The 24,361-nt window shown below is 69.7% G+C and carries 26 protein-coding genes and 1 riboswitch; of the genes, 11 read left to right on the top strand and 15 right to left on the bottom strand.

The window, feature by feature from the left end; genetic code table 11:
- Window positions 1-8 precede the first annotated feature (8 nt).
- From AC1RRS_RS11035 to AC1RRS_RS11015, 5 genes are all read right to left on the bottom strand, one after another.
- Window positions 9-518 (bottom strand): DNA-deoxyinosine glycosylase, encoded by a 510-nt coding sequence (locus AC1RRS_RS11035; protein WP_492855196.1) that lies wholly within the window; start codon window positions 516-518, stop codon window positions 9-11.
- A complete protein-coding gene (locus tag AC1RRS_RS11030; RefSeq protein WP_492855194.1) occupies window positions 515-1,267 on the bottom strand; it encodes a 2OG-Fe(II) oxygenase in 753 nt (250 codons plus the stop codon). Before AC1RRS_RS11030 ends, AC1RRS_RS11035 begins: the two co-directional genes overlap by 4 nt.
- A 5-nt stretch (window positions 1,268-1,272) precedes the next feature.
- The gene (purB, locus tag AC1RRS_RS11025) at window positions 1,273-2,583 is read right to left on the bottom strand and encodes an adenylosuccinate lyase (RefSeq protein ID WP_110121469.1); all 1,311 of its coding nucleotides are present in this window, start codon (window positions 2,581-2,583) and stop codon (window positions 1,273-1,275) included.
- 54 nt (window positions 2,584-2,637) lie between these two features.
- Window positions 2,638-2,961: a hypothetical protein gene (locus AC1RRS_RS11020; RefSeq protein ID WP_492855193.1), complete on the bottom strand. Its 324-nt coding sequence runs from the start codon at window positions 2,959-2,961 to the stop codon at window positions 2,638-2,640.
- A gap of 67 nt (window positions 2,962-3,028) precedes the next feature.
- The gene (locus tag AC1RRS_RS11015; RefSeq protein WP_492855192.1) at window positions 3,029-4,519 is read right to left on the bottom strand and encodes a spinster family MFS transporter; all 1,491 of its coding nucleotides are present in this window, start codon (window positions 4,517-4,519) and stop codon (window positions 3,029-3,031) included.
- Window positions 4,520-4,737: 218 nt separating this feature from the next.
- On the opposite strand from AC1RRS_RS11015, the gene AC1RRS_RS11010 reads away from it, so the two are divergent.
- Window positions 4,738-4,911 carry a hypothetical protein gene (locus AC1RRS_RS11010; RefSeq protein WP_492855191.1) on the top strand — a complete coding sequence of 58 codons (174 nt, stop codon included), beginning with the start codon at window positions 4,738-4,740 and terminating at the stop codon, window positions 4,909-4,911.
- Window positions 4,912-4,979: 68 nt separating this feature from the next.
- Window positions 4,980-5,369 (top strand): hypothetical protein, encoded by a 390-nt coding sequence (locus AC1RRS_RS11005; RefSeq protein ID WP_492855190.1) that lies wholly within the window; start codon window positions 4,980-4,982, stop codon window positions 5,367-5,369.
- Here AC1RRS_RS11005 and AC1RRS_RS11000 read toward each other — a convergent pair.
- On the bottom strand, window positions 5,366-6,700 hold the full coding sequence (locus tag AC1RRS_RS11000) for a spinster family MFS transporter (RefSeq protein WP_492855189.1): 1,335 nt from the start codon (window positions 6,698-6,700) through the stop codon (window positions 5,366-5,368). The two genes, AC1RRS_RS11005 and AC1RRS_RS11000, sit on opposite strands and share 4 nt — an antisense overlap.
- A gap of 95 nt (window positions 6,701-6,795) precedes the next feature.
- Between AC1RRS_RS11000 and AC1RRS_RS10995 the strand changes: the two genes are divergently transcribed.
- Window positions 6,796-7,413 carry a glutathione S-transferase family protein gene (locus tag AC1RRS_RS10995; RefSeq protein WP_492855188.1) on the top strand — a complete coding sequence of 206 codons (618 nt, stop codon included), beginning with the start codon at window positions 6,796-6,798 and terminating at the stop codon, window positions 7,411-7,413.
- On the opposite strand, the gene AC1RRS_RS10990 is transcribed toward AC1RRS_RS10995, so the two are convergent.
- From AC1RRS_RS10990 to AC1RRS_RS10980, 3 genes are all read right to left on the bottom strand, one after another.
- The gene (locus AC1RRS_RS10990) at window positions 7,410-8,060 is read right to left on the bottom strand and encodes a glutathione S-transferase family protein (protein ID WP_492855187.1); all 651 of its coding nucleotides are present in this window, start codon (window positions 8,058-8,060) and stop codon (window positions 7,410-7,412) included. The two genes, AC1RRS_RS10995 and AC1RRS_RS10990, sit on opposite strands and share 4 nt — an antisense overlap.
- Before the next feature lie 176 nt (window positions 8,061-8,236).
- Entirely contained in the window at window positions 8,237-9,220 is a 984-nt protein-coding gene (meaB, locus tag AC1RRS_RS10985) for a methylmalonyl Co-A mutase-associated GTPase MeaB (RefSeq protein ID WP_492855186.1), read from the bottom strand.
- Window positions 9,221-9,230: 10 nt separating this feature from the next.
- Complete coding sequence (locus AC1RRS_RS10980) at window positions 9,231-9,548, bottom strand: heavy metal-binding domain-containing protein (protein ID WP_110121463.1); 318 nt, start codon at window positions 9,546-9,548, stop codon at window positions 9,231-9,233.
- A 174-nt stretch (window positions 9,549-9,722) separates the two neighbouring features.
- Here AC1RRS_RS10980 and AC1RRS_RS10975 point away from each other — a divergent pair, with 174 nt between their 5' ends.
- A complete protein-coding gene (locus tag AC1RRS_RS10975) occupies window positions 9,723-10,187 on the top strand; it encodes a DUF4112 domain-containing protein (protein WP_101712668.1) in 465 nt (154 codons plus the stop codon).
- Between the two features lie 32 nt (window positions 10,188-10,219).
- Entirely contained in the window at window positions 10,220-10,678 is a 459-nt protein-coding gene (locus AC1RRS_RS10970) for a DUF4112 domain-containing protein (RefSeq protein WP_492855185.1), read from the top strand.
- 3 nt (window positions 10,679-10,681) lie between these two features.
- Here AC1RRS_RS10970 and AC1RRS_RS10965 read toward each other — a convergent pair whose 3' ends face one another.
- From AC1RRS_RS10965 to AC1RRS_RS10945, 5 genes are all read right to left on the bottom strand, one after another.
- Complete coding sequence (locus AC1RRS_RS10965) at window positions 10,682-11,260, bottom strand: Uma2 family endonuclease (protein ID WP_492855184.1); 579 nt, start codon at window positions 11,258-11,260, stop codon at window positions 10,682-10,684.
- Between the two features lie 45 nt (window positions 11,261-11,305).
- Complete coding sequence (locus AC1RRS_RS10960) at window positions 11,306-11,764, bottom strand: hypothetical protein (RefSeq protein WP_492855183.1); 459 nt, start codon at window positions 11,762-11,764, stop codon at window positions 11,306-11,308.
- Between the two features lie 87 nt (window positions 11,765-11,851).
- Entirely contained in the window at window positions 11,852-12,301 is a 450-nt protein-coding gene (locus tag AC1RRS_RS10955; protein ID WP_492855182.1) for a hypothetical protein, read from the bottom strand.
- The gene (gene scpA / locus AC1RRS_RS10950; RefSeq protein WP_492855181.1) at window positions 12,298-14,454 is read right to left on the bottom strand and encodes a methylmalonyl-CoA mutase; all 2,157 of its coding nucleotides are present in this window, start codon (window positions 14,452-14,454) and stop codon (window positions 12,298-12,300) included. The genes AC1RRS_RS10955 and scpA overlap by 4 nt, the downstream gene beginning before the upstream one ends.
- Before the next feature lie 3 nt (window positions 14,455-14,457).
- On the bottom strand, window positions 14,458-15,900 hold the full coding sequence (locus tag AC1RRS_RS10945) for a methylmalonyl-CoA mutase family protein (RefSeq protein WP_492855310.1): 1,443 nt from the start codon (window positions 15,898-15,900) through the stop codon (window positions 14,458-14,460).
- 183 nt (window positions 15,901-16,083) lie between these two features.
- On the opposite strand from AC1RRS_RS10945, the gene AC1RRS_RS10940 reads away from it, so the two are divergent.
- From AC1RRS_RS10940 to AC1RRS_RS10915, 6 genes are all read left to right on the top strand, one after another.
- Complete coding sequence (locus AC1RRS_RS10940) at window positions 16,084-17,091, top strand: NAD(P)H-dependent flavin oxidoreductase (RefSeq protein ID WP_487287819.1); 1,008 nt, start codon at window positions 16,084-16,086, stop codon at window positions 17,089-17,091.
- A gap of 93 nt (window positions 17,092-17,184) precedes the next feature.
- A complete protein-coding gene (locus AC1RRS_RS10935) occupies window positions 17,185-17,922 on the top strand; it encodes a DUF2793 domain-containing protein (protein WP_492855179.1) in 738 nt (245 codons plus the stop codon).
- Between the two features lie 308 nt (window positions 17,923-18,230).
- Window positions 18,231-18,363: riboswitch (yybP-ykoY riboswitch) on the top strand.
- A 67-nt stretch (window positions 18,364-18,430) separates the two neighbouring features.
- Window positions 18,431-19,006, top strand: coding sequence for a TMEM165/GDT1 family protein (locus AC1RRS_RS10930; protein ID WP_492855178.1), 576 nt, complete (start codon window positions 18,431-18,433; stop codon window positions 19,004-19,006).
- A 58-nt stretch (window positions 19,007-19,064) separates the two neighbouring features.
- Window positions 19,065-22,670: a hydantoinase B/oxoprolinase family protein gene (locus tag AC1RRS_RS10925; protein ID WP_492855177.1), complete on the top strand. Its 3,606-nt coding sequence runs from the start codon at window positions 19,065-19,067 to the stop codon at window positions 22,668-22,670.
- Between the two features lie 59 nt (window positions 22,671-22,729).
- Window positions 22,730-23,335 carry a peptidylprolyl isomerase gene (locus AC1RRS_RS10920; protein ID WP_492855176.1) on the top strand — a complete coding sequence of 202 codons (606 nt, stop codon included), beginning with the start codon at window positions 22,730-22,732 and terminating at the stop codon, window positions 23,333-23,335.
- Window positions 23,336-23,395: 60 nt separating this feature from the next.
- The gene (locus AC1RRS_RS10915) at window positions 23,396-23,980 is read left to right on the top strand and encodes an SRPBCC family protein (protein WP_492855175.1); all 585 of its coding nucleotides are present in this window, start codon (window positions 23,396-23,398) and stop codon (window positions 23,978-23,980) included.
- On the opposite strand, the gene AC1RRS_RS10910 is transcribed toward AC1RRS_RS10915, so the two are convergent.
- Window positions 23,977-24,330: a potassium channel family protein gene (locus AC1RRS_RS10910; RefSeq protein WP_492855174.1), complete on the bottom strand. Its 354-nt coding sequence runs from the start codon at window positions 24,328-24,330 to the stop codon at window positions 23,977-23,979. The genes AC1RRS_RS10915 and AC1RRS_RS10910 overlap by 4 nt on opposite strands.
- Window positions 24,331-24,361 lie beyond the last annotated feature (31 nt).

Here is a 24,361-nt window from a genome sequence, read left to right as displayed (position 1 = left end):
GCTTCATTTCAGAGCCACGCCCTCAGGCCCAGCCAGGCCTCGCGCTTGGCCTCGAACCCCATCGCCGCATAGGCCGGACTGGACGAGGGCAGAGGGACCAGGGCCAGGCCCGATCCGGCCAGTAAACGCTCCCCCGCCTTGGCCGCCGTCCCGCCGTTGAAGGCCACGGCCCGCAGGCGGGGCAGGCTGGCCACCAGGCCCAGCAGGTCGTTGTTGGCGGCGTTCTTGATCGCGGCGTCCAGGCTGCCTGGCCGCACCGCCTCGGCGTGCACGTCCCACAGGCCCACGCCCGCCGCCAGGAGGGCCGCGAGGCGCTCGTCATAGGGCAGGGAAGCGAGGTCGCGGTCGAGCGCCGCGCCGATCAGCCGCCAGAAGCCGTTGCGGGGGTGGCCATAGTATTGCGCGGCCGCCAGCGAGGCGTCGCCGGGCAGGCTGCCCAGCACCAGCAGGCGCACATCGGGATCGACGACCGGCGGAAAGCCGCGTTTGCGTTCGCCGGGGGAGGGCGCTTGTGTCACCCCGCTCGCGGCGCGCCCGACGGCGGGCTGTCCTTCAGCCAGCCGGTCACCATCAGCCGCGGCGCGCCGGCGTAGGGCGCGACGGGGGCCACCGAATGCTGGCGGGGCACCTTGAAGATGGTCATCACGTTGAAGGCCGGGGCGAAGCCGCGCTCGATGTCGCCCTCGGAGTCGTGGAACAGCAGCTGGCCGCCCCAGTCGCTGCGCCATTCGCGGGTCAGGCTGATGGTGTAGGCCGCCCGCCGGTCGCCCTCGCCGGTGTCGTCGTGACGGGTGAGAAAGTCGCCCGGCCGGTAGAGCGTGGCTTGGGCGTCGAGCTTGGTGATCCCGCTCTCGCCGATCACCGCCGCCCCGAAGGCGATCATCTCGGGGCTGTTGAGGAAGTCGGTCAGGTCGTGGATCGGGTGACCCTTGTCGCGCCCGTTCAGATAGGCGCTGATCATCGGATAGCCGAGATAGACGTAAGCAAAGCCGTTGCGGGCCCGCAGGGTGGCGGCCTTCAGCTTCTCGCCGACCCCGGCCGCGCCCAGTCTCTGGATCGTCGCCCGGTCCAGCACCTCGGCCTTGCCGGTCTCGGTGGAGCAGATGACGTCCCAGTTCATGCCCTGTTCGAGCATGCGCGCCAGGACATCGGCCGTGGCCGGCTCGAAGATCCCCGGGATCCGCACCACGCCGTCGCGAGCATAGGCGGCCGCGAAGGCCGCCGGATCCAGCGCCGGGTTCAGACGAAGGATCGGCGGCTCGCTCAAGTGGTTCAGGCCTGTTCGCCGAAGACGCGCTTGAAGATCACGTCGACGTTCTTGGTGTGGTAGCCGAAGTCGAACAGCTCCTCGAGTTCGGCGTCGGTCAGGGCCTTGGAGACCACCGGGTCGGCCTTGAGGAAGTCGAGGAAGCGGCCTTCGCCGCGCCACACCTTCATGGCGTTGCCCTGGACAGCGGCGTAGGCGTCTTCGCGCGACACGTCCTTGTGCGTCAGGGCCAGCATGACCCGCTGCGAGAACACCAGGCCCCCGAGCTTGTCGAGGTTCTTGGCCATGTTGTCGGGATAGATGTTGAAGCGCTCGATCACGCCCGCCAGACGGCGCAGGGCGAAGTCGAGGTGGATGGTGGCGTCCGGGCCGATGCCACGCTCGACCGACGAGTGGCTGATGTCGCGCTCGTGCCAGAGGGCGACGTTCTCCATCGCCGGCACCACGGCCGAGCGGACCAGGCGAGCCAGGCCCGTCAGGTTCTCGGTCAGGATCGGGTTGCGCTTGTGCGGCATGGCCGACGAGCCCTTCTGGCCCGGATCGAACGGCTCTTCGGCTTCGAGGACTTCCGTGCGCTGCAGGTGACGGATCTCGGTGGCCAGGCGCTCGATCGACGAGGCCACGACGCCCAGAGCGGCGAAATAGGCGGCGTGACGGTCGCGCGGGATCACCTGGGTCGAGACCGGCTCGACGGCCAGGCCCATCTTGTCGGCCACGTGCTGTTCGACGCGCGGGTCGACATTGGCGAAGGTGCCGACGGCGCCCGAGATCGCGCAGGTGGCGATTTCGAACTTGGCCATCGCCAGGCGCTCCTTGGCGCGCTGGAACTCGGCGTAGTAGCCGGCCAGCTTCAGGCCGAAGGTGATCGGCTCGGCGTGGATGCCGTGGCTGCGGCCGACGCAGACGGTCATCTTGTGTTCGAGGGCGCGGCGCTTGAGGGCGGCGAGAACGAGGTCGACGCCGTCCAGCAGCAGGTCGGTGGCGCGCGACAGCTGCACGGCGAAGCAGGTGTCCAGCACGTCCGAACTGGTCATGCCCTGGTGCAGGAAGCGGGCCTCGGGGCCGACGATTTCCGACACGTGGGTCAGGAAGGCGATGACGTCATGCTTGGTGACGCGCTCGATCTCGTCGATGCGGTCGCTGTCCCAGACCGCGTCGCGGCCCTTTTCCCAGATCGTCTCGGCGGCGAGCTTGGGGATGACCCCCAGTTCGGCCATGGCGTCGGCGGCGTGGGCCTCGATCTCGAACCAGATCTTGTACTTGGTCTGGCTGGACCAGATGGCGGCGGCTTCGGGGCGGGCGTAGCGGCTGATCATGGGGCCGGGGTTTCGTCGCGTGGGGCCGCGGAGTCAAGGGAAGCGGGTTATTACTTAGGCGAGCTCGCCGGGGCGGCGGCGCTTCCGGCGCTCCTCCAGCCCCGGCCAGTTGAAGGCCAGGCCGATGACGAGGGCGAAGGTCAGCAGTCCGGAGACGCCGTGCACGCTCTCGACGGCCAGCCGCACCGCGTTCTGGGTCGGTGTCATGCGCACGGTCCGCAGGCGTCCCTCGATCTTGATCTTGCGTTCGATCACACCGCGCGTCCCAGCCTGCGGCTGGTCTTCATAGATAAGGGTGTCGGTCACGCCCAGGACCATCCAGCTGACCAGCAGAGCGGCGACGGCGAGACCCAGCAGGCGCAGGTAGCGTTGAAGCATGGGCCAACCTTAGCGGCGGGGGCGGCGGAATGGAAACGCGCCACGCCCGCCGCCCTCAAACGCCGTCTCAGCCCCGCGACTTCATGTGCTTGACCATGCCGATCGCCGCCAGGGCGTAGTGCACGCCGGCCCAGGCGTAGAAGCACAGGGTGACGATGATCCCCTGCTGGGTGGCGCGGGCCATGGCCGCGCCGCAGGCCTTGGCGGCCTCGATCGGTGCGCCCTTGGGCGCGATCCCGCCGGGGCAGGCGCTCGCGAAGTCGATGGCGCCGGGCGAGAACATGCCGCCGAGCGCGCCGAAGATGCCGCCGGCCTGCGGATGGTTGAAGTGGAAGCCGGCCAGGTGGTCGATCAGCCAGCCGGTGAACACCGGGCCGCCGCCCAGGGCGATCAGGTTGAGGAAGAAGAACAGCAGGGCTGTGGCCGTGGCCCGCCGGCGCGGCTCCACCGAGTTCTGCACCACCCCGAAGGTCGGGGCCAGGTAGGTGTAGTGGAAGATGCCGGGGACCAGCAGGATCAGCGCCATCGTCTTCCAGTCGGGCTGCAGGTAGGCGACGATGTAGATCGGGGTGGCGACCAGCAGGCCGATGGCCGGGACCAGGGCGTACCACTTGGCGCTCTTCCTGCCCGCCCAGTCGGTCAGGAAGCCGCCGACCAGGGTGCCGATGCCGGCCGAGAAGCCGGCGATCAGGCCGACGATCAGGCCTACCTGCGCCAGGTTCAACCCGAAGCCGCGCACCAGATAGGGCGGCAGGAACGCGCCGGAGCCATACGAGCCGAACGAGGCCAGGGTGACGCCCAGCATCATGTGCAGGACCGGCCACTTGCCGAACAGCACGGCCATCACCGCGCCCAGTTCCCTGAACTCGCCGGCCAGCGAGAAGGGCGGCTTGGCCGGCTCCACCACGACGTCTTCGGCTTCGAGCGGCCGTTCCTTGATCTCCGAATGGCCGCGCGGCGGCTCCTTGACGATCAGCTTGACCAGCAGGGCCAGCAGGATGCCCGGCAGGCCGACGATGACGAAGGCCACCCGCCAGCTGAAGGTCTGGGCCAGCCAGCCGCCGAGGATGGCGCCGAACATCGTGCCCAGCGGGATGCCGAACGAATAGATCGACAGGGCCGAGGCCCGGCTCTTGGGCTCGTAATAGTCGCTGATCAGCGAGTGGCTGGGCGGCGAGCAGCCGGCCTCGCCGACGCCCACCCCGAAGCGATAGAGCGCCAGTTGGGCGAAGCTGGCCGCGCTGCCGCACAGCGCCGTGAAGCCCGACCAGATGACCAGCGAGAGCGAGATGATCGACACCCGGTTCCAGCGCTCGGCCAGGCGGGCGATCGGAATACCGAGGATGGTGTAGAGCAGGGCGAAATAGAGCCCGCCCAGGAGGCCCAGCTGGGTGTCGGAGAGGTGCAGGTCGACCTTGATGGCCTGGCCGATGGTGGCGATGATCGTGCGGTCGATGAAGTTGAAGGTGTAGGTCGCCAGCAGCAGCGCCAGCACCGAGGCCTTGTAGCCCCTGGAATAGAGCGGCGCCCCGCCGCCCGGCGCACGCGCCTGGCTCATCCTGACTCTCTCCCTTCAAACGTTTGTTCTATTTGTAGGGACTGTGACCCAACGGCAGGGCGAGCGCCACCCTCTTTTCGAAGCTTCGGAATGGTGGCGGCTTTGCGGCGCGGGGATGAACCCCAGACAACGAGCGGGGAGCGGGGACGTTCAGGAAAGCGAGCGCCTACTCGGGTCACACAAGGCCGCTCGAACGGCCGCCGCGTCGGAGGTCTCCCATGCAAGCCGCCCGCCCGATCCGTCAGGAAACGCCCGTCCCCTCGGCCAAGGTCATCTCCCTGGCCGAGTTCAATCACGCTCGCTCGATGCGGGCCCTGGAGCGCTGGGATACGAGCGTGCCCGCCGATCCGTATCCCTTCGCCTACTGCTTCCCGAGGCCCGCGACGGGTTGAGCTCGACTATTACACGACCCTGAATTGATATAACGTCGATCTCTCAAATCGCGCTTGGGGGAAGCGACATGACGGCGACGTCAGGAGAGCAGTCGAACCTGCCGCTCGAACTGTTCAAGCTGGCGTTTCCGGGCATCGGGGCGCTGTGGTTGTTCTACGGCGTGACATTGCTGGGGCTGCTCAAGCAGTTGCAGGATCCGGGCGGCATGCTGGAATGGCCCAGGCTGGCGCGCCTGGCGATCCTGATCGCGGTCGGCGTCTTTCTCTGGGTCAACTATTTCGCTTTGCAGACCGCCCATACGATCGTGTTGTCGTCGGCCGCAGAGGCGGGGCTGCCGCTAGCCGCCCATGCCGACAAGCTCAAGCTGCTCCTGTGGGGGCATGCGGTCATCGACTTCGCCGTCTTCGCCGCTACGGGTCTGGTTCTGTTCGTGCGAAGGTCGAAGACGTCCAGCTAGGCCACCATGTCCTCGCGGATCGTCTTCCGCGCCGCCCAGAACAGGGCGAAGGCGACCAGCCCGAACATCGTCGAGACGATCAGCGCCCAGCGCACGCCCTGGGCCTCGCCCAGGCCGACCGGGCCGGCCAGGACGTCGCTGAGCGCGCCGACGGCCACGGGGCCGAGGCCAAGCCCGATCAGGTTGATCACGAACAGCAGCACGGCCGAGGCCGTCGCCCGCATGGCCGGCGGTACGATGCTCTGGGTGGTCGCATAGACCGGCCCGTACCACAGCGTGCCCAGCAGCATCGGCACGGCCAGGATCAGGATCGCCGCGCCGACGGCGTCGAGGCTGACCACGGCGATGTAGAAGGGCAGGGTGGCGAGCGAGGCGATGGCCGGCACGGTGACGTAGGCCCGCACGTCCTTGGCCCCCAGGCGGTCGGCCAACTGTCCGCCCAGCCAGGCGCCGATGACGCCGGCCGTGCCGCCGATCAGGCCGAGCGACAGCCCCAGGAAGCCGGCCGATTTCAGGCCGAACTGGGCGGCCAGGGCGGCGATGTCGGCGCCGTGGACGCGGAAGAAGTACGAGGCGATGAACGGCGCCTGGCCGTAGCCGACGAAGGCCTTCACCGAGGCGGCGAAGGCCACCAGCCAGAAGGTCTTCTTGGCCATCAGCACCGCCAGGGCCGCGCCGAAGCCGATCGGCTGGGCGGTGCGGGCGGCCAGGTCCTGGGCCAGGCGCTTGCGGGGCTCGACCAGGGTGAAGGCCGCGATCAGGGCGAAGACCACGCCCGGCGCGCCGGCGATCATGAAGGCCACGCGCCAGCCATAGGCGTCGGCGACCAGTCCGCCCATGGCCATGCCGGCCAGGGTGCCCAGCGGCGTGCCGATCGAATAGAAGGCGATGGCGCTGGCCCGCTTTTCCTTGGGAACGTAGTCGGTGATCAGCGAGTGGGCCGGCGGGGTGCAGCCGGCCTCGCCGACGCCCACCCCGATGCGGGCCGCGATCAGCTGCCAGACGTTCTGGGCCAGGCCGCACAGCAGGGTGAAGGCGCTCCAGGCCAGGATCGAGACGGCGATGATCCGCGGCCGGTTCCGGCGCTCGGCCAGCCGCGCGATCGGTATGCCCAGCACGGTGTAGAAGATCGCGAAGGCCAGGCCCGTCATCATGCCCAGCTGCCAGTCGGCCAGCCCCAGGTCGCGCTTGATCGGCTCGGCCAGGATGTTGACCACCTGCCGGTCGAGGAAGTTCAGCGTGTAGATGATCAGCAGCACCCAGAGGGCGTAGCGGCGATAGCCGCTCGACACGGGCGCGATCAAAGGCGACGGGGCAGCCGTCTCCGCCATGGACTCTCTCCCTCGAACATTTGTTCTAATCGTTGAGGCGACTGTAGACGCGCGCTAAGCCGGAACACCACCCCGCATCGCTCAGGAGACCGTCCATGGAACTCGTCATCGGCACCAAGAAGTGGTCGACCTGGTCGCTGCGCCCGTGGCTGGTGCTCAAGCGCGCCGGCGTCTCGTTCAAGGAGACGGTGATCCCGCTGCGCCAGGCCGAGGTCACCGACGCCGAGATCGCCAAACACTCGCCCAGCAAGCTGATCCCGGTGCTCAAGGACGGCGACCTGACGGTCTGGGACTCGCTGGCGATCTGCGAATACCTGGCCGAGAAATATCCCGAGGCGAAGCTCTGGCCGATCGATCCGGAACTGCGGGCCCTGGCCCGCTCGGCGGCGGCCGAGATGCACTCGGGCTTCACCTCGCTGCGCGGCGAATGCCCGATGGACCTGGGCGTCATCAAGCACGCCGACCTCTCCGAGGCGACCCAGAAGGACATTCGCAAGATCGTCGAGCGCTGGAACCAGCTTCTGAAGCGCTCGGGCGGGCCGTTCCTGCTGGGCGAGTGGTCAATCGCCGACGCCTTCTACACCCCGGTCGCCACCCGCTTCCGCACCTATGGCGTCCACCTGTCCGACTACGGCGACGTCGGCACGGCGGGGGCCTATTGCGAGCGCCTGCTGGAGACGCCGGAATTCCTGGCCTGGGAAGCCGAAGCCTAGGCTTCCGGGAACATATGCAGGTAGGGCCCGGCTTCCTCCAGCGTCCGCGCATAGGAGGGGCGGGCCTTCAGCCGTTGCAGATAGGCCGCCGCGTTGGGCCGGTCGGCCGCCAGCGGCATTATCTTGTCGGCGTAGAACAGGGCCGGGGCGGCGGCGCAGTCGGCCAGGCTGAAGGCCTCACCGGCGGCCCAGGTGCGGCCGGCCATGTCGCGCTCGACGATGTCGAGGCCGCGGGCCAGGTCGGCGCGGGCCGCGGCCAGGCCGTGCGGGTCCTTGGCGTCGGCGGGGCGGATGCGGTCGGCCACCACCTTCTGCATCGGCACGTGCACCGACAGGTCGAAGAACCGGTCCTTGGCGCGCACCTCCAGGGCGGCGTCCGGATCCTCGGGGATCAGGCGCGCGGCGACCGGATGATGGATCTGCAGATATTCGATCAGGATCGAGCTTTCCGGCACGACCCGGCCGCGCCCGGCGTCCTCCAGCACCGGCATCCGCGCCATCGGCCACAGCGCCCGAAACGCCGCCGCCGAGGTCGGGTCGCCGAAGTCGACCATCCGCTGCTCGAAGGGCAGGCCGAACTCGTACAGGGCGATCAGCGCCTTGTGGCAGAACGACGAGAGCGGGTGGGCGTGCAGGATCAGCGCCATGCGATGGTTTCCTCCGTTTGGTCCTCTCCTGCGGAGAGGCCCCCTCCGGCCCTTTGGGCCACCTCCCCCAGAGGGGGAGGATCTAGCTAAGCAGATGTTCCCCCTTTGGGGGAGCTGTCGCCCCCGGGTCCGGCCGTAGGCCGGCCCGAGGATAAACTCCGCGACTGAGGGGGTTTTTACAGCCCGAACGCCTTCAGCAGCCGATCCGCCGCCGCCGAGGCGGGGAGGTCGCCGGCGCGGACGGCGGCTTCGGTCTCGCCGACCAGGGCCGCCACGGCCGGGGCGGCGCGGAAGGCCTCGGCCAGGCGGTCGTTGACCATCGCCCACATCCAGCGGCCGTCCTGGTCGGCGCGGCGAGACGCTCTCGCGCCGTTGGCGGTCATCACCTCGCGATGGCGCTCGACCTGACCCCACAGCAGGTCGAGGCCGGCGCCCGTCAGGCCCGAGACGGTCAGCACCGGCGGCGTCCAGTCGCGATGGGCGGGGGTCAGGATGTGCAGGGCGTTGCGATAGTCGCGGGCCGAGCGCTCGGCCCTGGCCGGATCGGCGTCGGCCTTGTTGATGACCAGCAGGTCGGCCAGCTCGATCAGGCCCTTCTTGATGCCCTGCAGCTCGTCGCCGCCGCCGGGGATCAGCAGGGCCACGAAGATGTCGACCATGTCGGCGACGACGGTCTCGGACTGGCCCACGCCCACGGTCTCGACGATCACCACGTCGAAGCCGGCGGCCTCGCACAGCAGCATGGCCTCGCGGGTCTTGCGGGCGACGCCCCCGAGCGCGCCGCCGGACGGGGAGGGGCGGATGAAGGCGTGCGGATCGACGCTCAGCCGTTCCATGCGGGTCTTGTCGCCGAGGATCGAGCCGCCGTGGCGACCGGACGACGGATCGACCGCCAGCACCGCCACCCTGTGGCCGGCGGCGGTCAGGGCGCAGCCGAGGCTCTCGATGGTGGTCGACTTGCCCGCGCCCGGCACGCCGGTGATCCCGACCCGCTGGGCCTTGCCGGTGCGCGGCATCAGGCGTTGCAGCAGGTCGCGGGCGGCGGCCTGGTGGTCGGCGCGGCGGCTCTCGACCAGGGTGATGGCGCGGGCCAGGGCCGCGCGCTCGCCGGCGACGAGGCGGTCGGCCAGATCGGCGATGTCGAGAACGGGCGGGCTCACCACGCCGGATTTAGAGGACGACGGCGGTGCCGGAAACCGAAACCATCATCATCTGGCCGTTGGGGCCGACCGTGTTGTAGTCGAGATCGACCGCCAGGATGGCGTTGGCGCCGACCTTCTGGGCTTCCTTGACCAGGCCCTTGAGGGCGTCCTCGCGGGCCCGTTCCAGCACCCGCTCGTAGGAACTGGAGCGGCCGCCGATGAAGTCGCGGATCGAGGCCAAGAGGTCGAGCACCACGTTGGCCCCCAGGATCGCCTGGGAATAGACCGCGCCCTTGTACTCCTGGACCGGACGGCCCTCGATGAACGGGGTGGTCGAGATCAGCATCGGCGGCGGTCCTTCGGTCGATGGCGCATAGTTAAGCATAAATGGCGAGCGCCGCGAGGGGCTCCCCGATCGCGTGCAGGTCGTGGAGCGAAGTTTCGCCTCTGGCGGGAAACCGGCTTCCGGGAAGCCTGGCCTTGAGGCAGATTGCCCCCGCTTACGCTGGGGGGCTGGCCGTTGTTCTTCGCCAAATCGCATCTCGACCTGCACAACATCCGGGGCAGCGTCGAACGCACGGTCAAGCTGTCCGACAATATCGTCGGCGTCGGGCCGGTCGGCATCGGCCTGGACGGCATTCTCGCCTGGTTCGGCGGGGCGGGGTCGCTCTACTCGCTGGGCGCGGGCGGGGTGCTGCTGTTCGACGGCGTGAGGGCCCGGGCCGCGCCCATGGTGCTGATCCAGATGACCGCCGTGCTGCTGATCGACGCCCTGCTGCCGCTGGGCCCGCCGGGCCTGGGCGCGGTGGCCGACACCCTGTTCACCGGCCAGAAGTGGGCCGGCGGCATGCTGATCAAGCACATGGACGACACCATCTATTTCGAGGGCTCGCGCAAGGACGCGCAGGGCACGGCCGAATATCGCGACCTGCTGGAGCGCATTCGCTCGGGCAAGGAAAAGCGCCGGGTGGTGTTCCTGGGCTGACAACCAAGCTTGCGTCGAGGCGTTGAGACGACATGACCGACGAAGCCGCCCTGCATGGCGAAGTGATCGATGAAGGCCCCGCCGGCCACCGGCGCCGGGCGCACAAGGCCTGGCGCAACGCCGAGACCATCAAGCGGCTGTCCGACCGGCTGATTGGCCTGGGTCCCGTCGGCATCGGCCTGGACGGCGTGCTGGCCTGGGTGCCGGGCGCGGGCCTGGCCTATGGCCTGGGGGCGGGGGCGCTGCTGATGTTCCACGCCGTGCAGGCCAAGGCGGGCGCGGCGACCATGGCGCGCATGCTGGCCTATCTGGCCGCCGACAACCTGTCCGACACCGTGCCGGTGCTGGGCTGGGCGGTCGACACCCTGTTCCCCGGCCACCTGATGGCCGCCAAGGCTTTGCAGAAGGACATCGAGTCCCGCCACGGCCTGCCCGACGACGTAGAGGTCAAGCGGCGCAAGAAGGTGAAGGCCAAGGCCGGGAAGCGCTGACGCTCAGTCGTCGAGCGGCAGGTCGGCGACCTTGATCTCCAGGTGCGGAAACGCTTTCGGCGCGACCGATCCTCGCGCTCCGATCTCCTGCACCGCCCGATAGCCGCCCGCCGATGGTTCGCGATGCACGACGATCTGGCGACCGGGCACGTCGACCACCCAGTATTCGCGGATGCCGTTCTGGGCGTAGAGCTCGGCCTTGCGACCCAGGTAGAACGCCTGCCTGGAAACCGACACCTCGATCGCCAGCACGATGTCGGCGCCGCGTACGTCGCGGTCGTGCAGGCGGCTCGGGAAGATCGCGAGATCGGGCTCCGGCGCGGTCAGGTCGTCGAGGCGGGCCGGGGCGTCGGAATTGACCTCCCATTGCCCCTCGACGAGGCGGCGGGTGAAGAACTGGGTCAGCCACCGGCGGCAGCGGACGTGAGGCACGCTTTCCGGCGACACCGCGATCAGTTCCCCCTCGATCAGCTCCACGTGCGCGTCTTCCGCCAGGATGCCGGCCTCGACCATGCGCAGCACGTCGTCATACGTGAAGCGGTAGGGCGTGACGGTCTCTGCGGGGCGGCCCGGAGCGTTCATGGGCCGGACGATAGCACGGCGTGGGCGGGGCGTAACGGCGTGCGCTCAGAGCACGAGACGGCTGCTGGGCGGCGGGGCCGCGGGCTTCGGCAGCCACTGTCGGCCATAGGCGATCCACCAGACGCCGAGGCCGGTCAGCAGGCCGACGCCGATACAGAGCGGCCAGGCGCCCTGGATCCCGAAGAAGAGGCCGTCGCGGAACGAGAACCACGCCACGCCCGTGCCGACGGCGAGGCCGACCAGGGCGGCCGCCCACGGGTGATGCTGCTCGATCTGGTCCAGTATCGCCCAGGCGGCCAGTCCGGCGACCAGATAGGGCCAGCCGAGCAGCAGGCCAAACATCGGCGCGGCCAGCATGGCGTTGAAGGGCTCCCCGTCGATCTGGTCGCCGCCGGGAACGAACAGGCCATACACCGCGCCCAAGGTCAGCGATGGCGCGAGGTGGCTGAACAGGATCCCCACGATCACCCGCAGCATAGTCGTCCGCTCGCTGGCCCGTCGCATACCTGCCTCCTCGTTGTCGTTCTAGGCGATGGGAGGACGCGCGCGTGCAGCCGGCTTGGCGCTGGCGGTGGAGAAACGGTGCAGGCGCTAGCCGGTCCGGGCTTCGCCGGCAGTCGATCGGCGGCGATCGGCCAGAAAGGGCCCGTAGGCGACACGCCAGATCACGAGGCCGCTGACGGCGCCGGCGACCATCAGGGCGATAGCGGCGGGCGGGTTCACGACCGGGAAGGTCAGGCTCCAGCCTCCGCCGATCAGAACGCCTATGGCCAGGGCCGAGACTGGAAAGTGGATGCGGCAGCCGTGCAGCACGGCCCAGACCGGAAGCGCCGGCAGTGCGGCCATGCCCGCCATCAGCGGCATCCCCAGCAGCGCCGCCAGAATCTCGCCCGGACCCATAGCAGGGAAAGGCTCCGCGCCCTGCGCCCCGTAATAGGCGAGGGCATAGACGGGAAAGGCGACCATCAGGCCGACAGCGATGGCGGCAAGAACGCGATTGGGCGTCGTCGTACGCTCGCAGCGCGGAATGGCAAGCCTCACGCCGCCTCGCCCTGGGTGTAGCCGAGCTGCTTGTTCAGCTTGTCGAGCAGCTCGATCACCGCCTCGGCGATCACCGTGCCGGGCGGGAAGATCGCCGCGGCGCCGGCGTCGCGCAGGGCCTGGAAGTCCTGCGGCGGGATCACGCCGCCGACCACCATCATGATGTCGGCGCGGCCCTGCTTGCCGAGCTCGGCTTTCAGCTCCGGCGCGAGCGTCAGGTGCCCGGCCGCCAGTGACGACGCCCCGACGATGTGGACGTCGTTCTCCACCGCCTGGCGCGCGGCCTCGGCGGGCGTCTGGAACAGCGGGCCGATGTCGACGTCGAAGCCGAGGTCGGCGAAGGCGGTGGCGATCACCTTCTGGCCGCGGTCGTGGCCGTCCTGGCCCATCTTGGCGACCAGGATGCGCGGGCGGCGGCCGTCGGCCTGGGCGAAGGCCTCGACCATGGCCTTGGCGCGGGCGGTGGTGGGATCCGAACCGGCTTCCTTCATGTAGACCCCCTGGATCGACTTGATCTCGGCCCGGTGGCGGCCGAACACCCGCTCCAGGGCGTCGCTGATCTCGCCCACGGTGGCCTTGGCGCGGGCGGCGTCGACGGCCAGGGCCAGCAGGTTGCCGCTTCCCCGCGCGCCGTCCTCCAGCGCTTTCAGCGCGGCCTCCGTCGCCGCCGGATCGCGCTCGGCCTTCAGCCGGGCCAGCTTTTCCAGCTGCTGGTTGCGCACCGAGCTGTTGTCGACCTTCAGCATCGGAATGACGTCGGCCACCTCAGGCTTGTAGCGATTGACGCCCACCACGCTCTGGCGATTGGAGTCGATGCGGGCCTGGGTCTTGGCGGCGGCTTCCTCGATGCGCAGCTTGGGGATGCCCTGCTCGATGGCCTTGGCCATGCCGCCGGCGGCCTCGACCTCCTCGATGTGGGCCAGGGCCTTGACCGCCAGGTCGTGGGTCAGGCGTTCGACGTAGTACGAACCGCCCCACGGGTCGGCGACGCGGGTCGTGCCGCTTTCCATCTGCAGGAACAGCTGGGTGTTGCGGGCGATGCGGGCCGAAAAATCGGTGGGCAGGGCCAGGGCCTCGTCCAGGGCGTTGGTGTGCAGGCTCTGGGTCTGGCCGTTGACCGCCGCCATGGCCTCGACGCAGGTGCGCGAGACGTTGTTGAACACGTCCTGCGCGGCCAGCGACCAACCCGAGGTCTGGCTGTGGGTGCGCAGGGAGAGCGAGCGGTCGTCCTTCGGCTCGAACTCGCGCTTCATCAGCCGAGCCCACAGCAGGCGGGCCGCGCGCATCTTCGCGACCTCCATGAAGTAGTTCATGCCGATGGCCCAGAAGAAGCTCAGGCGCGGCGCGAAGGCGTCGATGCTCATACCGGCCGCGACGCCGGCCCGGGCGTATTCGATGCCGTCGGCCAGGGTGTAGGCCAGCTCCAGGTCGGCCGAGGCCCCGGCCTCCTGCATGTGATAGCCGCTGATCGAGATCGAGTTGAACTTGGGCATGTTCGCCGAGGTGAAGGCGAAGATGTCCGAGATGATCCGCATCGAGGGCGCGGGCGGATAGATGTAGGTGTTCCGCACCATGAACTCTTTGAGGATGTCGTTCTGGATCGTGCCCGACAGCTTGTCGGGGCTGACGCCCTGCTCCTCGGCGGCGACGATGTAGAGCGCCAGGATCGGCAGCACCGCGCCGTTCATGGTCATCGACACGCTCATCTTGTCGAGCGGGATGCCGGAAAAGAGGGTGCGCATGTCGAGGATCGAGTCGATGGCCACGCCCGCCATGCCGACGTCGCCCTTCACCCGCTCGTGGTCACTGTCATAGCCGCGGTGGGTGGCCAGGTCGAAGGCCACCGACAGGCCCATCTGACCAGCGGCCAGGTTGCGGCGATAGAAGGCGTTCGAATCCTCGGCCGTGGAGAAGCCGGCGTACTGGCGGATCGTCCACGGGTTGGTGACGTACATGGTGGGGTAGGGGCCGCGCACGAAGGGCGCGACGCCGGGACGGCCGTCGGTGAAGTCCAGCCCCGCCGCATCCTCGGCGGTGAAGGCGGGCGCGACGTCGACGCCCTCGGGCGTGCTCCAGGCCTTGCCGGCTTGCGGCGCGGCGGCCGGCTCGGGCGTCTCGAAGGCGACGTCGGCGAAGTTGGGGAACTTGCTCACGGCTCAGGCTCCCTCGAAGGCGGCGGCGAAGCGGATGGGGGCCAGCGCCGGGCAGCGGCTGTCCGGGCCGGGCAGGCGCTGATCGGGGCCGTCGACGGCGAAGGCGGCCGGATCGGGCGTCTCGACCTCGGGCGTCTTGTCGTCGGCGTTGGGGAAGACGGTGACGCCCAGGATCTTGCGGCTCTTGTCGGCGAAGGACGCCTCCTGGCCTTCGCGCGTCTCGGCGACGATGTCGGCGATCAGGCCGCTTTCCAGCGCCTTGACGATCCCGCCGTCGGCCTCGATGGCCTGGAAGCCGCCCCAGGCGGCGCGGGCCAGCTGGTCGGTCAGGGTGTCGAGGTACCAGGCGCCGCCGGCCGGATCGGCGACGCGGCCCAGGTGGCTTTCTTCCATCAAAACGAGCTGGGTGTTGCGGGCCTGGCGGCGGGCGAAGGCGGTCGGCAGGCCGACGGCGTCGGTGAAGTTTCCGAGCACCACCGTGTCGGCCCCGCCCACCGCGCCCGCGAAGCCGGCGGCGGTCAGGCGCAGCAGGTTGGTCCAGGCGTCGGCCTTCGCCAGCATCCGCCCCGAGGAGCGGGCCTCGATCCGGGCCGGAACCTCGACGCCGCAGGCCTTGGTGAGTTGACCCCACAGGGCGCGGGCGGCGCGCACCTTGGCCACGCCCGTGAAGTATTCGCCGTCCAGGCTGACGCCCAGCACGATGCGCGACCAGGCCTCGTCCATCGACAGGCCCGAGCGGACCAGGGCCTTGGCGTAGGCTACGGCGGCGGCGGCCATCACCGCCAGCTCCTCGGCGTTGGAGCCGCCGGCTTCGTGCACGGCGCGACTCGTGGCCAGGAACAGGCTGGCCGTGGCGTAGGTTTCGGCCAGGCGCGCGCCGACCGTGGCTGCGCTTAAGACGTGGCTCTCGATCGGGCCGGGGCTGACGCCGGCCTGCATCCAGGCGGTCAGCGGATCCATGTGGAAGGCCAGCGGCGCGTTGGGCGCGGCCTTGGCCAGGGCGCCCAGCCAGTCGGCGGCCTTGGGGCCGAGGAACCCGGCGTCCAGCGCCACGGGGGCGAGATCCAGCAGCACGCCGTCCAGAACGCGGGCCAGGTCGTCGCGCGAACCGACGGCGACGCCGTTCACGCCCGCCGGATCCAGAGCCAGCAGAACCGAGGCCGCGCCGTTCTCCAGGTCCTTCAGGATCTCGCCGCTGGCGTGCCTGGGATCGGGATGGGCGACGCGGGTGCGCAGGTCCCACGGGCGATCGACGTCGCGCGGGCGCAGGTCGCGGGCCACGGTCACGGCGTCGTCGGCGGTGTAGAGCGGGCGGATGGTGATCCCGTCCGGCGTGGCGCGCGTCAGGGTCTCGTCGAAATCGGCCCCCTTCAGGGTCTTCTCGACCAGTTTCAGCCACCTGGCTTGCGCCAGATCTTCGTCGGGCGGACCGAAGTCGGCGGCCAAAAGAGCGGGGGCCTCGCTCACGACGGGTTTCTCCTGCGGTGCGGCAATTTCTGGTTTTGACGCCCAGTTGCGCGCCTGCCGTCACGGAGGTCAAGCGCTTGCAAGTCCCATGAACGAGCGTTTAAGCTAACGCTGTTAACATGCGCGGCGCGTGACGTCGCGGAACGAGGAGACCCCCGTCCCATGGCTCTGCCGCCCATTCTGCGTGACCGTTTGCGCCTGCCGGTGATCGCCTCGCCGCTGTTCATCATCAGCAATCCGGATCTCGTGATCGCCGAGTGCAAGGCCGGCATCGTCGGTTCGTTCCCGTCGCTGAACGCCCGCCCGCTGTCGCAGCTGGACGAATGGCTGGCCCGCATCACCGAGGAATTGGCCGCCTGGGACAAGGCCCATCCGGACCTGCCCTCGGCCCCGTTCGCCGTCAACCAGATCGTCCACAAGACCAACAACCGGCTCGAGCAGGACATCGAGCTGTGCGTGAAATACAAGGTGCCGGTGGTGATCACCTCGCTGGGCGCGCGCGAGGACCTGAACCAGGCGATCCACTCGTACGGCGGCATCACCCTGCACGACGTCATCAACGACCGCTTCGCCCGCAAGGCCATCGAGAAGGGGGCCGACGGCCTGATTCCGGTGGCGGCCGGGGCCGGCGGCCACGCGGGCGCCATCTCGCCCTTCGCCCTGGTGCAGGAGATCCGCACCTGGTTCGACGGCCCGGTGGCCCTGTCGGGCGCCATCGCCAGCGGCCGCTCGATCCTGTCGGCCCAGGCCATGGGCGCGGACCTTGCCTATATCGGTTCGGCCTTCATCGCGACCGAAGAGGCCAACGCGCCCGAGGCCTACAAGCGGACCATCACCGAGGCCAACGCCAGCGACATCGTCTATTCGAACCTCTTCACCGGCGTGCACGGCAACTATCTGCGCCAGTCGATCGTCGCCGCGGGCCTGGATCCCGACAACCTGCCGGAAAGCGATCCGTCGAAGATGAGCTTCGGCTCGGGCGGCAACCAGGACGCCAAGGCCTGGCGCGACATCTGGGGCTCGGGCCAGGGCATCGGCGCCATCAAGGAAGTGCTCCCGGTCGCCGAACGCATCGCCAAGCTGGCGGAGGAATATGAGGACGCGAAGGCCGAACTGGCCGCCAAGACCGCGCTCACGGCCGGCAACCGCCTGGCTTTCGCCGCCGAGTAGGACGGGGATCCAGCCGGGGACGAAGGCGACTTTGTCCCCGGCGACTCCGGCCGGGTGATCCTAGGCGGGTTCGAAACCCGCCAGGAGCGCCCCATGTCCGACGCCGCCACGCCCCGTCTTTCGCTGCCCTATGTGGCCGCGGGGCAAGCCCAGAAGCACGTCACCGTCAACGAAGGCCTGGCCCGGCTGGACGGCCTGGTCCAGCCCTGCGTCGTCAGCCGCACGATCGCGGCCCAACCCGCCGCGCCCGCCGACGGCGCCCTGTGGATCCGCCCCGCCGCCGCGACCGGCGCCGACTGGGCGGCCGCCCCCGCCCACAGCCTGATGCGCTTCGAGGCCGGGGCCTGGGAGGCGATCGCCCCTTCCGCCGGCTTTACCGCCTGGATCGCCGACGAGGGCCAGGCGGCCGTGTTCACCGGCTCGGCCTGGGTCGCGCTGTCGTCCACCTTCACCAGCCTGACCGCCGCCCGCTCGCCGTTCGGCGCCGACGTCCACGTCGAGATCCGCGAGGTCGAGACGACCCTCAGCGGCGCTTCGGTGACCACGTCCGCCGTGATCCCGGCCCGCTCGATCGTGCTGGGCGTCTCGACCCGCACCAGCGTGGCCGTCACCGGCGCGGTCTCCTACAGCTGCGGGATCGCCGGCGAGACCGGCAAGTTCGGCAGTTCGCTGGGCGTGGCCCTGAACGCCAGCAACATCGGTGTGGTGGGGCCGAGCGCCTTCTACGCCGACACGCCGGTGGTGATCACCGCGGCCGGCGGCAGCTTCGTCGGCGGCAAGGTGCGGGTGTCGATCCAGCTTCTGCGGTTCGAGGCGCCTGGGGCGGTCTAAGGAATCCCTCTCTCTGAGAGAGAGGGAGGGGCCCATGGCGAAGCCATGGGAGGGTGAGAGGTTTCACCGTCGGCAGGCAAATCTCGATGCGGTCCGGCGATCGATGGCTGGGGAGGGGTTGTCGTGGCCTGCTTGGTCGGCCCGCCGCGCTCCATTCGGAAAGTTTGTTACCTCTCACCCTCCCACCGCCTTCGGCGGCGGGCCCCTCCCTCTCTCAAAGAGAGAGGGGGCGGGAAGTCGCCAGCCGACCACTGCGGCACTTGCGAATGGCTCTCTGCTTGATCCGGCGGGCGGCTCCGGCTAAACGCCCCTCACCCTTTGGGGAGTAGCCGCCCGTGCCTATCAGCGGGGCCCGTCGTCAACATACTTGGTCTTTCGGGACCATGGCGCGGGTGAAGGAAGCACCGACAGCTTTCTTGGCGAGACCAACGGCGTCGTTTCCCGTCCGGGCTGGGCGGGGAAACGGTCGCTGTCGTCTTGTCTGCGCTCGGCCCCGCAACGGTGTTTCATGGAATCCCTGCTCGTCTCGACCCTGGTCGTGGCCGTGGCCGAAATCGGCGACAAGACCCAGCTTCTGGCCATCATCCTGGCCACGCGCTTCAAGAAGCCGATCCCGATCATCCTCGGCATCCTGGTCGCCACCCTGCTGAACCACGCCCTGGCGGCGCTCGCTGGTTCGCTGGTCGCGCAATATCTGCAAGGCGCCTGGTTCCAGTGGGTGATCGCCCTGTCGTTCATCGCCATGGCCGCCTGGGCGCTGATCCCCGACAAGGCCGACGACGAGGACGGCGGGGCCGTGGGCCGCTACGGCGTCTTCCTGACCACGGCCGTGGCCTTCTTCCTGGTCGAGATGGGCGACAAGACCCAGATCGCCACCGTCGCCCTGGGCGCTCAGTTCCACAACGTGCCGCTGGTGGCCGCCGGCACCACCCTGGGCATGATGCTGGCCAACGTACCGGCCGTCTATCTGGGCGAGGCGGCGACCAAGATCGTGCCGCTGAAATACGTGCGCATCGGCGCGGCGCTGATCTTCCTCGGCCTGGGCCTGTGGGGCGTCGCGACCCTGCTGGGCGTCTTCAAGTAATGACGTGAGGAGGGGCGGGAGCTATGCACGGGACGAACGTTCCGGAGTCTCCCGCCCCATGACCCTCGAAGACCCGCGCGCGACCGGTTGGGAATTCTGGATCGATCGCGGCGGCACCTTCACCGACATCGTCGCGCGGCGGCCCGATGGGCGGCTGGTCACCCACAAGCTGCTGTCGGAAAACCCCGAGCAATATGAGGACGCCGCTGTCGCTGGCGTTCGCGCTCTCTTGGAACAGGGCGGCGGCGGGAGCGTCGAGGCGGTGAAGATGGGCACCACGGTGGCCACCAACGCCCTGCTCGAACGCAAGGGCGAGCCGACGCTTCTGGCGATCACGAAAGGCCACGCCGACGCCCTGCGCATCGGCCAGCAGGCCCGGCCCAAGCTGTTCGACCGCAACATCATAAAGCCCGAGGCGCTCTACACCCGCGTCGTCGAGATCGACGAGCGCATCGGCGTCGACGGCGAGGTCGTGCGACCGCTGGACGAAGCCGCCGCCCGCGAAGGCTTGCAGGCGGCCTATGACGCCGGCTTCCGGGCCGTGGCGATCGTGCTGCTGCATGGCTTCCGCTTCACCGACCACGAGGCGCGCGTCGCCGCGATCGCCCGCGAGATCGGCTTCACCCAGGTCTCGGCCAGCCACGAGGTCAGCCCGCTGATGAAGCTGGTCGGCCGGGGCGACACGGCGGTGGTCGACGCCTATCTGTCGCCGATCCTGCGGCGCTATGTCGACCAGGTGGCCTCGCGGCTGGGCGAGGAGACGCGGCTCTTCTTCATGCAGTCGAACGGCGGCCTGACCGACGCCCGCGCCTTCCGGGGCAAGGACGCCATCCTGTCCGGCCCGGCCGGCGGCGTGGTGGGCATGGCCAAGACGGCGGCCGAGGCGGGCTTCACCCGCGTCATCGGCTTCGACATGGGCGGCACCTCGACCGACGTCTGTCACTACGCCGGCGAGTACGAGCGGGCCTACGAGACGGTGGTGGCCGGAGTGCGGATGCGCGCGCCGATGATGAACATCCACACCGTGGCGGCCGGCGGCGGCTCGATCTGCTCGTTCGACGGCGCACGGCTGCGGGTGGGACCGGCCTCGGCCGGGGCCAATCCCGGGCCGGCCTGCTATCGCCGCGGCGGGCCGCTGACGGTGACCGACTGCAACGTCATGCTGGGCAAGCTGCAGCCCGAATTCTTCCCGCACGTCTTCGGTCCCAACGCCGACCAGCCGCTGGACCGCGACGTGGTCGTCGAGCGCTTCGAATTCCTGGCCGCCGAGATCGCCGCCGCCACGGGGCGCGCCATGAGCCCGGCCGAGATCGCCGAAGGCTTTCTGACGATCGCCGTCGAGAACATGGCCAAGGCCGTGCGGCAGATCTCGATCCAGCGCGGCTACGACGTCACCCGCTATGTCCTGGCCTGTTTCGGCGGGGCGGGCGGCCAGCACGCCTGCCTGGTGGCCGACGCCCTGGGCATGAAGACGGTGATGATCCACCCGTTCGCCGGGGTGCTCAGCGCCTACGGCATGGGCCTGGCCGACCTGCGCCTGCTGCGCGAGACCACGGTCGAGCAGCGCCTGGATGAAGCCGCCGAAACCCTGCCGGCCCGCGCCGCCGTTCTGGCGGCCGAGGCGGAAGCCGCCCTGCGCGCCCAGGACGCGCCGCTGGTGACGGTCGAAACCGAGGCGGCCCTGCTGGTGAAGTACGCCGGCACCGACACGCCGCTGCGCGTGTCACTGACTGACGCCGAGGGCGTGAAGGCGGCGTTCGAGACCCTGCACCAGCGCCGCTTCGGCTTCGTCTCGCCGGCGACGCCGCTGGTGGTCGAGACCCTGAGCGTCGAGGCCATCGGCCATGCCGACGCCGGCGCCGCGCCCGACCTCGGCGCGGGCGAAGGCGGGCAGGGCGGGGTGCTGGCCACCGTGCCCTCGCGCCTGGCCGGGCAGGCCTATGACACCCCCGTGCTCGATCGCGCGGGCCTGGCGGTCGGCGCCGAAGTCGGCGGTCCGGCGATCATCCGCGAGGCCACCGGCACCACCGTGGTCGAGCCCGGCTGGCGCGCCCGCGTGGATGCTCATCACAACCTGATCCTCGACCGCGTCGAGGCCCTGGCCCCGCGCCGCGCCGCCGGCACGGAAGCCGATCCGGTCATGCTGGAGGTGTTCAACAACCTCTTCATGGCCGTGGCCGAGGAGATGGGCTTCGCCCTGCAGAACACCGCCTATTCGGTGAACATCAAGGAGCGGCTCGACTTCTCCTGCGCCCTGTTCGACCGCGACGGAAACCTGATCGCCAACGCCCCGCACATGCCCGTGCACCTGGGCTCGATGGGCGACAGCGTGCGGGCGATCCGCGACGGCCGCACGGGTGACGGCCGGGGCATGAAGCCCGGCGACGTCTACATGCTGAACGCCCCCTATGCCGGCGGCACCCACCTGCCGGACGTGACCGTGGTCATGCCGGTGTTCGACGCTGCGGGGGCCTTGCTGTTCTACGTCGCCGCGCGCGGTCACCAGGGCGACATCGGTGGCATCACCCCCGGGTCCATGCCGCCGGGCAGCCGTACGGTCGAGGAGGAGGGCGTTCTCATCGAGAACTTCCTGCTGGTCGAGGGCGGCAGGTTCCTGGAGGCCGAAACGCGGGCTCTGCTGGCCAGCGGCAAGTGGCCGGCCCGCAATCCCGACCAGAACATCGGCGACCTCAAGGCTCAGGTCGCCGCCTGCGCGCGCGGGGCCGAGAGCCTGACCGGCCTCGTCGCCGAGTTCGGCCAGGACGTGGTCGAGGCCTACATGGCCCACGTGCAGGACAACGCCGAAGAGGCCGTGCGCCGGGTGCTGGCGAAGCTCGAGGACGGCGCCTTCGCCTACGAACTCGACGACGGCAGCGTGGTGAAGGTGGAGATCACCGTGGACCAGGCCGCGCGCACGGCCCGCGTCGACTTCACCGGCACCAGCGACCAGGTTCCGACCAACTTCAACGCCCCGGCCTCGATCTGCCGGGCGGCGGCGCTGTACGTCTTCCGCACCCTGGTGGACGACGAGATCCCGATGAACGACGGCTGCCTGCGGCCGGTCGAGCTGGTCATTCCCGAGGGCTCGATGCTGAAGCCGCGCTATCCGGCGGCGGTGGTGGCCGGCAATGTCGAGACCAGCCAGGTGGTGGTCGACGCCCTCTATGGCGCGCTGGGCGTCATGGCGGCGGCCCAGGGCACGATGAACAACTTCACCTTCGGCGACGAGCGGCGGCAGTATTACGAGACCATCTGCGGCGGGGCGGGGGCAGGGCCGGACTTCGACGGCGCCGACGCCGTCCAGACCCACATGACCAACAGCCGCCTGACCGATCCCGAGGTGCTGGAGACCCGCTATCCGGTGCGGGTCGAGGCCTTCTCGATCCGGCGCGGCTCGGGCGGGGCCGGCGAGCATCGCGGCGGCGACGGGGTGGTGCGCACCATCGGCTTCCGCGAGCCGATGACGGTGACCTTGCTGTCCAACCGCCGCCGCGTGCCGCCGTTCGGCCTGCACGGCGGGGCGAGCGGGGCGCTGGGCCTGGCGCGGATCGAGCGGGCGGATGGATCGGTGCAGGCCCTGGCGGCGACCGACGAGGCGCAGGTGTCGGCCGGCGACCGCGTGGTCATCGAGACGCCCGGCGGCGGGGGCTGGGGCAAGGCCTGAGCCTTTCGTCGTCCGATCCCGCGCGCTAAGCATCCCGAACGAGAAGAGAGGCCCCGACCATGACCGACATCGCCCGCCGCACCCTGATCGGCGCCGCCGGCCTGGTGGTCGCCACGCCGGGCCTGGCCCTGGCGGCCGGCAAGCCGAAGGTGGCCATCCAGACCAGCGCCGGCCTGATCGTGGTGGAGTTGGAGGACAAGAAGGCCCCGATCACCGCGGCCAACTTCCTGCGCTATGTCGACGCCAAGAAGTACGACGGCGGGACCTTCTATCGGGCCTCGCGGACCAAGGGCGTGAAGGGCGCGGGCTCGATCCAGGGCGCGCCGCCGCAGCGCGCGCGGCGCTTCGCCCCCATCGCCCACGAGAGCACCACCCAGACCGGCCTGCGCCACAAGCCGGGCACGATCTCGTTGGCCCGCAACGCGCCGGGCACGGCCACCTGCGACTTCTTCATCTGCGCCAGCGCCATGCCCTATCTCGACGCCCATCCGGGCGCAAAAGGCGACAACCTGGGTTTCGCCGCCTTCGGGACCGTGGTCGAGGGCCTGCCGATCGTGAAGAAGATCCTGGCCATGCCCACGGGCCGGCCGGCCTACACCGAGGCGATGAAGGACGAGATGCTCAAGGCGCCGGTCCAGATCCTCGGCATGAAGCGGGTCGGCTGACCCGCATCTGATCGCCTGGCGGATACGTAGCTGTCTTCGGGGACGAACCTGGAGACGCCGTTGCGGACGATATCGATCCTGGTTCTGGCCTTTGTCGTCGCCGGCCCGGCGAGCGCCTTTGAACTGTCGCCGGAGGCCCGGGCCAGCCTGGCGCGCGGCGAGGCCCATGCCGAGGTCTCGCCCGATCCGGCCGGAGCGACCGGCGGCCAGGTGCGCGGGGTGATCGACATCGCCGCCCCGCCCGACCATGTCTGGGCCGTGCTGACCGACTGCGCCAGCGCGGCGCGGATGATCACCAATCTCGAACGCTGCGCGGTGCTGTCCGGCGACCAGAAGCGGGGCTGGGACGTCCGCGAGCACGTCACCCGCAAGAGCCTGTTCTTCCCCCGCATGCGCATCGTCTTCCGCTCGGACTACGAGGGGCGGCGACGCATCCGCTTTCGGCTGGTCGAGGGCGATCTGAAGGCCGAGGAGGGCGAGTGGCGGCTGCAGCCCCTGGCCGGCGGCGCGGGCACGCGGGTGTTCTACGAGAACCGCCTGGCCGTGGACTGGGTGATCCCCAAGGCCCTGCTGCGCGCGGGCCTGCGCAAGGACACGCCCAAGGCCCTGGCCCGGCTGCGTGAGGCGTGCCTGGAGGCCGGCTAGGTCTTCCCGTCGAGCTTGGCCTCCAGACGCGCCAGGGTCGCCTTCAGCTCCTCCTGCTCGGCGTGGCTGAACTCGTTGGCGTCCTTGATGCAGCGCGAGCAGATGTTGCCGATCAGCAGGGGCAGGATCAGCAGCAGGGTCACGTGCATCAGCGCCACGGCCGTGATGCGCCCGCCCAGCGTGGCCGGATACATGTCGCCGTAGCCTACCGTCGTGGCCGTGACGCAGGCCCACCAGATCCCGTCGAGATAGGTCTTGTCCTCGAAGAAGGCGTAGGACCCCGCGGCCGCCAGCAGCATGACCACATAGACGATCAGCAGTTCTCGAACGGTATCCAGGTACTTGAGCATGGTTCGCCCTCGCGTTGAGCCGCTAGCTCGC

Source organism: Caulobacter sp. GW821-FHT12A07, assembly GCF_058807655.1.
The sequence above is the reverse complement of the archived record's forward strand: the minus strand, read 5'-3'. Positions and strand labels throughout refer to the sequence as shown.

Bases quoted from the DNA above. Each gene is read 5' to 3' on its own strand.
- purB (WP_110121469.1), bottom strand. From the start codon at position 2,583: ATGATCAGCCGCTACGCCCGCCCCGAAGCCGCCGCCATCTGGTCCAGC.
- AC1RRS_RS11020 (WP_492855193.1), bottom strand. From the start codon at position 2,961: ATGCTTCAACGCTACCTGCGCCTGCTGGGTCTCGCCGTCGCCGCTCTG.
- AC1RRS_RS11015 (WP_492855192.1), bottom strand. From the start codon at position 4,519: ATGAGCCAGGCGCGTGCGCCGGGCGGCGGGGCGCCGCTCTATTCCAGG.
- AC1RRS_RS11010 (WP_492855191.1), top strand. From the start codon at position 4,738: ATGCAAGCCGCCCGCCCGATCCGTCAGGAAACGCCCGTCCCCTCGGCC.
- AC1RRS_RS11005 (WP_492855190.1), top strand. From the start codon at position 4,980: ATGACGGCGACGTCAGGAGAGCAGTCGAACCTGCCGCTCGAACTGTTC.
- AC1RRS_RS11000 (WP_492855189.1), bottom strand. From the start codon at position 6,700: ATGGCGGAGACGGCTGCCCCGTCGCCTTTGATCGCGCCCGTGTCGAGC.
- AC1RRS_RS10995 (WP_492855188.1), top strand. From the start codon at position 6,796: ATGGAACTCGTCATCGGCACCAAGAAGTGGTCGACCTGGTCGCTGCGC.
- AC1RRS_RS10990 (WP_492855187.1), bottom strand. From the start codon at position 8,060: ATGGCGCTGATCCTGCACGCCCACCCGCTCTCGTCGTTCTGCCACAAG.
- AC1RRS_RS10980 (WP_110121463.1), bottom strand. From the start codon at position 9,548: ATGCTGATCTCGACCACCCCGTTCATCGAGGGCCGTCCGGTCCAGGAG.
- AC1RRS_RS10970 (WP_492855185.1), top strand. From the start codon at position 10,220: ATGACCGACGAAGCCGCCCTGCATGGCGAAGTGATCGATGAAGGCCCC.
- AC1RRS_RS10965 (WP_492855184.1), bottom strand. From the start codon at position 11,260: ATGAACGCTCCGGGCCGCCCCGCAGAGACCGTCACGCCCTACCGCTTC.
- AC1RRS_RS10960 (WP_492855183.1), bottom strand. From the start codon at position 11,764: ATGCGACGGGCCAGCGAGCGGACGACTATGCTGCGGGTGATCGTGGGG.
- AC1RRS_RS10940 (WP_487287819.1), top strand. From the start codon at position 16,084: ATGGCTCTGCCGCCCATTCTGCGTGACCGTTTGCGCCTGCCGGTGATC.
- AC1RRS_RS10935 (WP_492855179.1), top strand. From the start codon at position 17,185: ATGTCCGACGCCGCCACGCCCCGTCTTTCGCTGCCCTATGTGGCCGCG.
- AC1RRS_RS10930 (WP_492855178.1), top strand. From the start codon at position 18,431: ATGGAATCCCTGCTCGTCTCGACCCTGGTCGTGGCCGTGGCCGAAATC.
- AC1RRS_RS10925 (WP_492855177.1), top strand. From the start codon at position 19,065: ATGACCCTCGAAGACCCGCGCGCGACCGGTTGGGAATTCTGGATCGAT.
- AC1RRS_RS10920 (WP_492855176.1), top strand. From the start codon at position 22,730: ATGACCGACATCGCCCGCCGCACCCTGATCGGCGCCGCCGGCCTGGTG.
- AC1RRS_RS10910 (WP_492855174.1), bottom strand. From the start codon at position 24,330: ATGCTCAAGTACCTGGATACCGTTCGAGAACTGCTGATCGTCTATGTG.